Raw genomic sequence first — 9,442 nt, 5'->3', positions numbered from 1 at the left:
CGCGAAAGCGGAGTGTCAGCCAATACATGTGGTGACTGACACACCGTCTTCGCGAGCAAGCCCGCTCCCATATTTTGGATTGCGCTCGGCTCGAATATGGAGTCATTCGACAGAAATATCCGACAAGCCTTTAAGGTTGCCCCTAGGAAACTCAAGCCCTAGTCTCCGTACACCGCTGCAAACTCAGCGGTCGGGCGTCGCGGCCCGGGTTCCTATGGACGCTAAGCGTCATCGTCTGCTTTCAGTTGGCGCTTTTTTATCGTCTACTGTGCGGCGCTATGGCGGCTGTGCGCGGGATACCTTCGGGTATGCCGGGTTTCCTAAGGACCGGTCCGCGAACCTGCGTACAGCTGCCACCCCCATCGCGTCGCGGCGATCAATGGCAGCTCCACTTTCCTTAGGAGCTTCACAATGATCAAACCCACCCCAAATCCCCCCGTCCGCCTTTTCACCGTGACCGATGGAATCAGCAGCGAAGACCTTTTAGTCAACCTCAGCGAAACCCTCGCCTCAGCCAATGCGCTGAGTTGTGACATTGCCTTCAACCTGGAAGGCGCGCCACGCGAAGAATTGCTTGGCGTCGCGCAGTTGATTGAGCTGGCGCAGTTGCTGGCGGATCGTTTGCACGCCGTATCTGCACGGTAGGAGCCGGCTTGCCGGCGATGAGGCCCTTGAGACTTGCGGTGAACCTGTGGGCCTCATCGCTGGCAAGCCAGCTCAGGCCCGGTGTTGCAACTTTATGCTGTGGGAACTCCGTGGACCTGCATATCAACACCCAGAGCTTTTCTAATCACCGCAAAAATCGCCGCTAGGTTATCCATGCTTGGATTACCACTGGCTGACAGCATCCGGTGCAAGCTTTTACTCGGTTTTGACGTTTCTTTAGCAAGGCCCTCAAAGCCTACTGTGGCGTTGACCAGATCACGCAGAATGACACGGGAAACTTCTGGCTCACCATTGAGAAACAACGTGGCAGCCTCATCGAGGAGGGCCTGGGCAAATTCAGGGTCGCGCTGAGCGCGTTCGGCAATGGTGTGTTTGTAGCTGCGGGTAAGCGCCATGCTGGTTACCTCTGTTGTTTCAATTTCTTGTCACGCTGATGTTCATTGATCAGCGACTTCACGACTTTGATATCGCGCTTTTGACTGGATTTGTCGCCACCACCGAACAGGATGATGAGTCGGTGGGCTTCTTGTACCAGATAGATTCGCAGGCCCGGTCCCCAGTCGATGCGGTATTCGCCCAGCCCATCGAACCACTTGATGTTGCTGGTATTGCCCATTTCGAGTCGAACCAAAGCGGTGGCGACTCGGGTGGCTGCCGGCACACTCAAAGATGAAAACCACTCATCGAACGGGCTGGACTGGTTATCGCGTCGGTATTCTTCAATCTCAATCATTTGCCGTCCTGAAGGTAACAAATAGGTTACTAATCAAGCAAGCGAGCGATCCTGACTTATCGAATGAAATTTGCCAACGCGATGAGTGTTTCTTCAGGCGACAAGAGTTCCCGATCTACTTGCGCCAACACCGGCCGCTTCAACACCAACACCGGCACCCCACGCTCCCGTGCCACCTCCAGCTTCGGCTCCGTCGCCGTGCTACCGCTGTTCTTACTGATCAACACATCAATCCCACGCCGCTCAAACAACGCGCGCTCATCCTCGATTAAAAACGGCCCGCGCGCGCCGATCACTTCACAGCGCGCATTCCCCGGGTACACATCCAGCGCGCGCAGTGTCCAGAATTGCTCCGGCGGGATTTCATCAAGGTGTTGCAACGGCTCGCGGCCCAGCGTGAACAGCGGGCGTTTGAACGGCCTCAACGCTTCAATCAACGAAGCCCAGTCACTGACCTCCCGCCAATCATCTCCCGCTTGTGGCTGCCACGCCGGACGCCGCAAGGCCCAACATGGCACGTCGCTCAACTGCGCCCCCTCGGCCGCATTGCGACTGATCTGCGCGGCATACGGATGGGTCGCGTCGAGAATCAGCCCAATCCCTTCATCCCGGACAAACTGCGCCAACCCCTCAGCCCCACCATAACCACCGACCCGCACCTGGCAGGTCAGGTCGGTGGGTACGCGTCCAACCCCGGCCAGGCTGTAGATATGTTCCGGGCCCAAGGTACGAGCAATGGCCAGCGCTTCGGTCACACCGCCCAAGAGCAGGATGCGTTTCATAGCGGCTTGACCACTTCCAGCAGCGTGATCGGCAGCGCCTGCCGCCACGTATCGAATTCCCCCAATGGCTGCGCCTGCGCCACATGGATGCGCGTCAGTTCGCCGCCATGTTGCGCACGCCAGTTCATCAAGGTCATTTCACTTTGCAGGGTCACGGCATTGGCGACCAGGCGGCCGCCCGGCCGCAACTGTTGCCAGCAGGCATCGAGCACGCCGTCGCGGGTGACGCCGCCGCCGATGAAGATGGCGTCCGGTGCTTCCAAACCTTGCAACGCGTCTGGCGCCTTGCCGCGAACCAGTTGCAGGCCCGGCACGCCAAGGGCGTCGCGGTTGTGTTCGATCAGGCCTTGGCGGCCTTCATCGGCTTCAATCGCCAATGCACGGCAGCTCGGGTGCGCACGCATCCACTCGATACCGATGGAACCGCTGCCCGCGCCCACGTCCCACAGCAATTCGCCAGGCATCGGCGCGAGGCGGGCGAGGGTCATGGCGCGCACATCGCGTTTGGTCAGTTGGCCGTCGTGTTTGAAGGCTGAGTCGGGTAGGCCTGCCAGACGCGACAGGCGCGGTGTTGCGCCAGAGGCCACGCAGTCGATGGCGACCAGATTCAGATCGGCGACTGAAGCGTGTGGCCAATCACCCGCCAGACCGTCGATACGCCGCTCATCCGCGCCGCCCAGGTGCTCGAATACACTCAACCGGCTTGGCCCAAACCCGGACTCAGCCAGCAGCGAGGCGATCAACGCCGGGCTGCGACCGTCATTACTCAGCACCAACAAGCGCACGCCACTGGCCAGGTGAGCATTGATCGCTGCCAACGGTCGGGCCACCACGGACAACGTCACCACGTCCTGCAACGGCCAGCCCAACCGCGCCGCCGCCAGGGACACCGACGAAGGCGCCGGCAAAACCAGCCACTCTTCAGCGGCCACCTGCCGCGCCAGGCTGGCGCCCACGCCATAGAACATCGGGTCGCCGCTGGCCAGCACGCACACCGGCTCTCCGCGCCGCGCCAGCACCGGCTCCAGGGAAAACGGGCTCGGCCACAGCTGGCGTTCGCCACGAATACACACTGGCAACAGGTCCAGTTGGCGCTGACCACCTATAATCCGCGAGGCGCGCAACAGGGCATGCCGGGCGTTCCTGCCCAGCCCCTTGAAGCCGTCTTCACCGATGCCTACAACCGTCAGCCAGGGCGACATATGAATTCCTTGAACGACATCCGACGGGCAGGCTTTTCATGCCGCCGGACAAAGCAGGCATAATACCGCGCCTTTACCCATCAACCGGTAGCCCCGTGAACCCAACGCCCGCTGTGAGTACCTTGCGCCCCTCGGCTTGTCCGGGGTTGCTGCGCATCGTCCAGGCGTTGGATGGCGGGATTTGCCGGGTCAAACTGGCGGGCGGTTCTATCACCAGCCAGCAGGCCGAAGCGGTCGCCGATGCCGCCCAGGCCTACGCCGGCGGGGTGATCGAGGCGACCAACCGCGCCAACCTGCAGATTCGCGGGATCGGCGCCGAGCAAGACGCCTTGATCGCCAAGCTGCTGGCCGCAGGCCTGGGTCCCAGCAACGCCGCCGGCGATGATGTGCGCAACCTGATGCTCAGCCCCAGCGCCGGTATCGATCCGCAGATGCTGTTCGACACTCGCCCGTTGGCAGACCAGATTCTGGCCACCCTGCAAAACCACCCGCGTTTCCATGAGCTGTCAGCCAAATTCGCCGTGCAGCTGGATGGCGGTGAGGCCCTGGCGATGCTCGAACACCCCCATGACCTGTGGCTGTCGGCCTTCATCCGCAATGGCGAGACGCTCGTCGCGTTCGGCCTGGCCGGTTGCCCAGGGCTGGATGTGCCGTTGGCGGCCGTGCCGTTGGAGCAGGGCCATGCGCTGGTGGTGGCGGTGCTGGAGGCGTTTCTTGACCTCGCCACCCCTGAACAAACCCGCATGCGCCATCTGCCTGTGGATAACCTGCTGAACCGTCTGAACCTGAAACTACTGCCGGTCGACGGCTTCAAGCGCCCGCCCAGTAGGGCTTTGCTGCACCTCGGGACTTATCCACAGTCTCAAAAAAATCAGTTCTACGTTGCCGTCATCGCACCCTTGGGTCGCCTGGATGCGACGATGCTCAGGGGCGCCGCACAACTTGCCAGCGAGTACGGCGACGGCACCTTGCGTTTCACCCCCTGGCAGGGCGTGCTGCTGCCCAATGTCGAAAAGCCTCGCGCCGTGACCGAGCGCCTGGCGCAACTGGGTTTCCTCTGCTCAGTCGACCAACCCCTGGCGCGCATGACCGCCTGCACCGGTTCCAGCGGCTGCGGCAAAGGCCTGGCCGGCACCAAGGCCGACGCCATGCAACTCGCTGCCCTGGACCCTGGCGTTGAGGTGCACCTGTCCGGCTGCCCACGTTCCTGCGCCGCCGCGCACGTCGCGCCGGTCACCTTGCTGGCGGTGAGTCCCGGCCACTACGACCTCTATTTTCGCGATGCAGCCCAGCCGGGTTTTGGCCGGCTGCACGCGCGCACTCTTTCCATTGAAGCGGCGGGCGCCCTGTTGCGTGCTCGTCCACGGAGCAACACCGATGATTGATTACATCCGCGACGGTCAGGAGATCTATCGCAACTCCTTCGCCATCATTCGCGCGGAAGCCAAGTTGGACCGCATCCCGGCCGACCTGGAAAAACTCGCGGTGCGCGTGATTCATGCGTGCGGCATGGTCGAGGCCATCGATGGCCTGCAGTTCTCCGAAGGGGCGGGCAAGGCCGGGCGTGACGCGCTGGCCGCTGGCGCGCCGATTCTGTGCGATGCGCGGATGGTTTCCGAAGGCGTGACCCGCGCGCGCCTGCCGGCCAACAACGAAGTGATCTGCACCCTGCGCGATGACAGCGTGCCGGATTTGGCGCGAGAGTTGGGCAACACCCGTTCCGCTGCTGCGCTGGAGCTGTGGCGCCCGTACCTGGAAGGCAGCGTGGTGGTGATCGGCAACGCGCCTACTGCCTTGTTCTACCTGCTGGAAATGCTCGACGCCGGCGCGCCGAAACCTGCCTTGATCCTCGGTTTCCCGGTGGGTTTTGTCGGCGCCGCCGAATCCAAGGCAATGCTTGCGGCCGATAGCCGTGGCGTGCCGTTCGTGATCATGCAAGGCCGCCTGGGCGGCAGTGCCATGGCCGCCGCTGCGGTGAATGCCCTGGCCACGGAGGTCGAATAATGCAGGCACGCGGACGTTTGATTGGCCTGGGCGTCGGCCCCGGTGACCCGGAACTGATCACCCTCAAGGCCCTGCGCCTGTTGCGCGAATCGCCGGTGGTGGCGTACTTCGTGGCCAAGGGCAAGAAGGGCAACGCCTTCGGCATCATCGAGGACCATCTGGTGCCACAGCAGACCCTGATGCCGCTGGTGTACCCGGTGACTACCGAAGTATTGCCAGCCCCGATGTCCTACGAGCAAGTGATCAGTGATTTCTACGACGCCGCCAGCGTCGACGTTGCCGCGCATCTGGACGCGGGTCGTGATGTGGCGGTGATCTGTGAGGGCGACCCGTTCTTCTACGGCTCCTACATGTACCTGCATGACCGCCTCGCCGAGCGCTACGAAGCCCAGGTCATTCCGGGTGTGTGCTCGATGCTCGGCGGCGCCTCGGTGCTTGGCGCGCCGCTGGTGTATCGCAACCAGAGCCTGTCGGTGCTCTCGGGCGTGTTGCCCCATGAGGACCTGAAGCGCCGCCTGGCCGACGCCGATGCGGCGGTGATCATGAAGCTGGGCCGCAACTTCCCCAAGGTGCGCCAAGTGCTGGAAGAACTCGGCCTGGCCGGGCGCGCGTTGTATGTGGAGCGCGCGACCATGGCCAACCAGAAGATCGTGCCGCTCGATGAGGTGGAGCCGATGTCTTCGCCGTACTTCTCGCTGATCATCGTGCCCGGTGAACGGTGGCAAGGTTGATGACCCCGGCGATTGTCATCCTCGGCCAGGGCAGCCTGGCGACTGCACGCAAGATCCAGCGGGTTTACCCCGACGCGCTGATCCACGGGCTGGCCGGGCGCGTTGAAGGTGCGGACCAGGCTTACAGCGAGTTCGGCGCGACCTTGCGCCGGCTCTATCAGGACGGTACGCCGCTGATCGCACTGTGCGCGGCCGGCATCGTCATCCGTACCCTGGCGCCGCTGTTGCTGGAAAAAGGCGAAGAGCCTGCCGTACTGGCCGTGGCCGAAGATGGCAGTGCCGTGGTGCCGCTGCTCGGAGGTTTGGGCGGTGTGAACGTCATGGCGCGGGATATCGCCGCTGCGCTGGACGTCGCCGCTGCGATCACCACCAGTGGCGAATTACGGTTCGGCACCTGCCTGCTTAACCCGCCCAAGGGTTATGAGCTGGCGGACCTGGAGCTGGGCAAGCGCTTTGTCTCGGACCTGCTGGCTGGCGAAAGCGTGCGCATCGAAGGCGCGGCGCCATGGTTGGACCAGGCCAATCTGTCCCAGGATCACCAGGCGCGCCTGGCGATCCACGTGGGCAATGCCGAGCGCGCACCCGCTGCCAATGAATTGCTGATCTATCCGAAGAACGTCAGCGTGACCTGCAAGCCCGGCACGCAACTGGGGGCGCGTGTGCGCGCGGCGTTGCATGAAGCCGGCATCGCCGTGCAATCCCTGGCGTGCCTGCTGGCCAGCGACACGCAGATGGCCGAAGCGTCGTTGCGTGACGCGGCGCTGGAACTGGGTGTGCCGTTGCGTTTCGTCAGCGTCAGCCAGCAGGCCGATATCGTCATCGATGTCGCCGAGCAGCCGCTGGACCTGTCGCGAGTCGGCCGTCTGCGCGGCCGCCTCGCTGTGATCGGCCTGGGCCCCGGTGCTGCCGAATTGATGGTACCGGCAGTCAAGGCCGAACTGGCACGTTGCACCGACGTGCTCGGCTACGAAACGTACGTGCGTATGGCCGGGCCGTTCCGCGACGACCAGGTGCAGCACTGCACCGACAACCGTGAAGAAATGCAGCGTGCCCGCCACGCCTTCGAGTTGGCGGCCCAAGGTCGCTCGGTGGTCGTGGTGTCGTCCGGCGACCCAGGCGTGTTTGCCATGGCTGCCGCAGTGATCGAGGCGTTGCACGAGTCCAGCGACCCGGCGTGGCATCAGGTCGACCTGGAGATTCTGCCAGGTGTTTCGGCGTCCCTCGCCACCGCCGCCCAGGCCGGCGCGCCGTTGGGGCATGACTTCTGCGTGATGTCGCTGTCGGACAACCTCAAGCCCTGGTCGATCATTGAAAAGCGCCTGGATCTCGCGTCCCAGGCTGACCTGGCGTTGGCGTTCTACAACCCGATCTCGCGTTCGCGACCGTGGCAACTGGGGCGCGCCCTGGAAATCGTCGCCTTGCATCGCACGCCGCAAACCCCGGTGGTGCTGGGCCGCGATATCGGTCGCCCGGGGCAGACCCTGCGGGTGACCACGCTCGGGCAACTGACGCCGGAGCAGGTGGACATGCGCACCATGGTGCTGATCGGCTCGTCCACCACCTGCACATTCCCGCGTGCCGGTGGCGGTGAGTGGGTGTACACGCCACGCTGGTACGGCGAGAAACCCGCTTCCTGAAAATAGCCTGTCGGCTGCCTGAAAGCTCCGAATGATCCAGGGATTTTCCTGGCGTTGTTCGGGGCTTTTTCTTTTTTCTGCGTCGAAATGCGGAAGTGCATCAGGCACGCTGCGTCATTGCTGGGCGGTCGTGATCGACGTGTCGCGCCAAGGGTTTTTTGTCGTCTGGAAAACCCGCCAGCGAGTGGACTAGGGTGGACATAAGCCTCGCGTTGGGGTGCTTGTGGAGAATCAAAATGGAGCGACATCACAGACGGATCAACAGTACAAAAAGGCGCAAGTTGATTGCGGCCTACAAGCTGCCGGGGGCGCCCGGCGCACAGAAGGCCTTGCCGCTGGAAACGGAGGACGACTTCAACGCGGCCGTGGTCAACAACAGCGTGATTTCCTTTGCCGAAGGCCTGTCCGGCCTGAACCGCGAATACATCCGCAAAAGCTATCTGCTGGCCAGCAGCTACGTCAGCGAGGTGTTGAAAGTGCACCGTGGTACCGAGGATTGGTACGACGAATTCATCAAGGTGATGGTCAGTCTGGGATGGCTGCCGGTACGCAGCAGCTTCGAACGGGTCTCACGCTCGGGCAAGGGCCTGACGGTGCAATTGGCGGCGCTGAATCTCATCGCGAGCGTGCTGGCATCGACACCGTTGTCCACGCCGCTGCTTGCCCTGCTGCCGAAACTGGCGGCGGATGCCTTGGAGGCATTGAAGCAGACGCCGGCGTCATTCGAACTGTTCAAACGCAACAGCTCCGTGCACCAAGGCGGTGACTTCGGCCTGGCATCCTGTGCTGAAACAGACGGCGAATTAACGATGGTGCTGGTGACCTACAGCACCCACGGCGTGGGCAAACAGGTGGGGCTGCCCTTCCTTGAGTGGGACAGTTCTTCGTTCGAGGCCTTCAGCGGGCAGACGTGTCTGGTGCTGAATACCTCGGTGGTCAACGAAAAGACCCTGCAACTGATGCGCGAGAGTGCGGGAGACAAGGTGCAACTGGCGATTGCCAAGTACCGGATCTAGGGCACCAGGTAACCGCGCACCCCGGTAAAAATTATTTGCGCGGCAAGGGCGCACACGAACAATCCCATCAATCGACTGACAATCTGCAAGCCCTGGTCACCGAGGATGCGTTCGATACGGTTGGACAGGTACAGCACCACGCCCACCGTGAGACTGGCCAGGGCAATGCTGAGGATGGCGGTGATCTTGTCATCCCAGTGCGGTTGGCTCACGCCCATCACCAACAGGGCACCAATGGTGCCTGGGCCGACGGTGAGCGGAATGGTCAGCGGTACGATGGTCACGTCCTGCTGCACGTTGTCGGTCTGTACCGCCGATTTGCCCTGCGCCATGCCCAGGGCGGAGATGAACAGCACGCTGCCGGCGCCGATGCGGAAGGCGTCGACGGTGATGCCGAACACGCTGAAAATCACCCTGCCGAACAGGTAGAGCAAGACGCTTGAAACCAGGGTCGCCAGCGCCACTTTCCAGGCCAGCCGCCGCCGCTCTTTGCTGGAGTAGCCACGGGTGAGGCTGATAAAGCAGGACAGCACGAAGAATGGGCTGTAGAGCACCAGCATTTTCAGGTAGACGCTGAATAACACGTGGAGCATGAGGGGCGGCTCTTGGCGGGGAAAGTGTGTCGAGTCTATCAGGCGCCACAGATCAAATGTGGAAGGGGGCTTGCTGTG

Annotated in this window: 11 protein-coding genes; 6 read left to right on the top strand and 5 right to left on the bottom strand. The window is 62.6% G+C overall.

The annotated features are described in order from the left end of the window. Positions 1-411 precede the first annotated feature (411 nt). The gene (locus BM70_RS0130560; protein WP_025859537.1) at positions 412-645 is read left to right on the top strand and encodes a DUF6124 family protein; all 234 of its coding nucleotides are present in this window, start codon (positions 412-414) and stop codon (positions 643-645) included. Between the two features lie 92 nt (positions 646-737). Here BM70_RS0130560 and BM70_RS0130555 read toward each other — a convergent pair whose 3' ends face one another. From BM70_RS0130555 to BM70_RS0130540, 4 genes are read right to left on the bottom strand one after another with little or no spacing between them, the layout of a single operon-like run. Next, complete coding sequence (locus BM70_RS0130555; protein WP_025859536.1) at positions 738-1,061, bottom strand: DNA-binding protein; 324 nt, start codon at positions 1,059-1,061, stop codon at positions 738-740. A 5-nt stretch (positions 1,062-1,066) separates the two neighbouring features. Next, positions 1,067-1,399, bottom strand: coding sequence for a type II toxin-antitoxin system RelE/ParE family toxin (locus BM70_RS0130550; RefSeq protein ID WP_025859535.1), 333 nt, complete (start codon positions 1,397-1,399; stop codon positions 1,067-1,069). Positions 1,400-1,455: 56 nt separating this feature from the next. Then, on the bottom strand, positions 1,456-2,181 hold the full coding sequence (locus tag BM70_RS0130545) for a cobalt-precorrin-6A reductase (protein WP_025859534.1): 726 nt from the start codon (positions 2,179-2,181) through the stop codon (positions 1,456-1,458). After that, a complete protein-coding gene (locus tag BM70_RS0130540) occupies positions 2,178-3,383 on the bottom strand; it encodes a bifunctional cobalt-precorrin-7 (C(5))-methyltransferase/cobalt-precorrin-6B (C(15))-methyltransferase (RefSeq protein WP_025859533.1) in 1,206 nt (401 codons plus the stop codon). The genes BM70_RS0130545 and BM70_RS0130540 overlap by 4 nt, the downstream gene beginning before the upstream one ends. A 38-nt stretch (positions 3,384-3,421) precedes the next feature. Here BM70_RS0130540 and cobG point away from each other — a divergent pair, with 38 nt between their 5' ends. The 5 genes from cobG (at position 3,422) to BM70_RS0130515 (ending at position 8,771) form a co-directional block, all read left to right on the top strand. After that, on the top strand, positions 3,422-4,768 hold the full coding sequence (cobG, locus tag BM70_RS0130535) for a precorrin-3B synthase (RefSeq protein WP_025859532.1): 1,347 nt from the start codon (positions 3,422-3,424) through the stop codon (positions 4,766-4,768). Continuing rightward, entirely contained in the window at positions 4,761-5,387 is a 627-nt protein-coding gene (locus BM70_RS0130530) for a precorrin-8X methylmutase (protein WP_025859531.1), read from the top strand. Before cobG ends, BM70_RS0130530 begins: the two co-directional genes overlap by 8 nt. Next, complete coding sequence (locus tag BM70_RS0130525) at positions 5,387-6,118, top strand: precorrin-2 C(20)-methyltransferase (RefSeq protein ID WP_025859530.1); 732 nt, start codon at positions 5,387-5,389, stop codon at positions 6,116-6,118. The genes BM70_RS0130530 and BM70_RS0130525 overlap by 1 nt, the downstream gene beginning before the upstream one ends. Continuing rightward, entirely contained in the window at positions 6,118-7,755 is a 1,638-nt protein-coding gene (cobJ, locus tag BM70_RS0130520) for a precorrin-3B C(17)-methyltransferase (protein ID WP_025859529.1), read from the top strand. The genes BM70_RS0130525 and cobJ overlap by 1 nt, the downstream gene beginning before the upstream one ends. A 236-nt stretch (positions 7,756-7,991) precedes the next feature. After that, positions 7,992-8,771, top strand: coding sequence for a hypothetical protein (locus BM70_RS0130515; protein WP_025859528.1), 780 nt, complete (start codon positions 7,992-7,994; stop codon positions 8,769-8,771). On the opposite strand, the gene BM70_RS0130510 is transcribed toward BM70_RS0130515, so the two are convergent. After that, on the bottom strand, positions 8,768-9,364 hold the full coding sequence (locus BM70_RS0130510; protein WP_003217330.1) for a MarC family protein: 597 nt from the start codon (positions 9,362-9,364) through the stop codon (positions 8,768-8,770). The two genes, BM70_RS0130515 and BM70_RS0130510, sit on opposite strands and share 4 nt — an antisense overlap. Between the last annotated feature and the right edge of the window lie 78 nt (positions 9,365-9,442).

This window comes from Pseudomonas sp. CHM02, assembly GCF_000612585.1.
Lineage (GTDB): Bacteria > Pseudomonadota > Gammaproteobacteria > Pseudomonadales > Pseudomonadaceae > Aquipseudomonas.
Note: the sequence above shows the minus strand (reverse complement) of the source record. Positions and strands in the feature narration are given on the sequence as shown.

Coding starts and splice junctions, on each gene's coding strand:
- BM70_RS0130525 (WP_025859530.1), top strand. CDS start 5,387: ATGCAGGCACGCGGACGTTTGATTGGCCTGGGCGTCGGCCCCGGTGAC.
- BM70_RS0130545 (WP_025859534.1), bottom strand. CDS start 2,181: ATGAAACGCATCCTGCTCTTGGGCGGTGTGACCGAAGCGCTGGCCATT.
- BM70_RS0130540 (WP_025859533.1), bottom strand. CDS start 3,383: ATGTCGCCCTGGCTGACGGTTGTAGGCATCGGTGAAGACGGCTTCAAG.
- BM70_RS0130550 (WP_025859535.1), bottom strand. CDS start 1,399: ATGATTGAGATTGAAGAATACCGACGCGATAACCAGTCCAGCCCGTTC.
- cobJ (WP_025859529.1), top strand. CDS start 6,118: ATGACCCCGGCGATTGTCATCCTCGGCCAGGGCAGCCTGGCGACTGCA.
- BM70_RS0130530 (WP_025859531.1), top strand. CDS start 4,761: ATGATTGATTACATCCGCGACGGTCAGGAGATCTATCGCAACTCCTTC.
- cobG (WP_025859532.1), top strand. CDS start 3,422: ATGCCGCCGGACAAAGCAGGCATAATACCGCGCCTTTACCCATCAACC.
- BM70_RS0130555 (WP_025859536.1), bottom strand. CDS start 1,061: ATGGCGCTTACCCGCAGCTACAAACACACCATTGCCGAACGCGCTCAG.
- BM70_RS0130560 (WP_025859537.1), top strand. CDS start 412: ATGATCAAACCCACCCCAAATCCCCCCGTCCGCCTTTTCACCGTGACC.
- BM70_RS0130515 (WP_025859528.1), top strand. CDS start 7,992: ATGGAGCGACATCACAGACGGATCAACAGTACAAAAAGGCGCAAGTTG.
- BM70_RS0130510 (WP_003217330.1), bottom strand. CDS start 9,364: ATGCTCCACGTGTTATTCAGCGTCTACCTGAAAATGCTGGTGCTCTAC.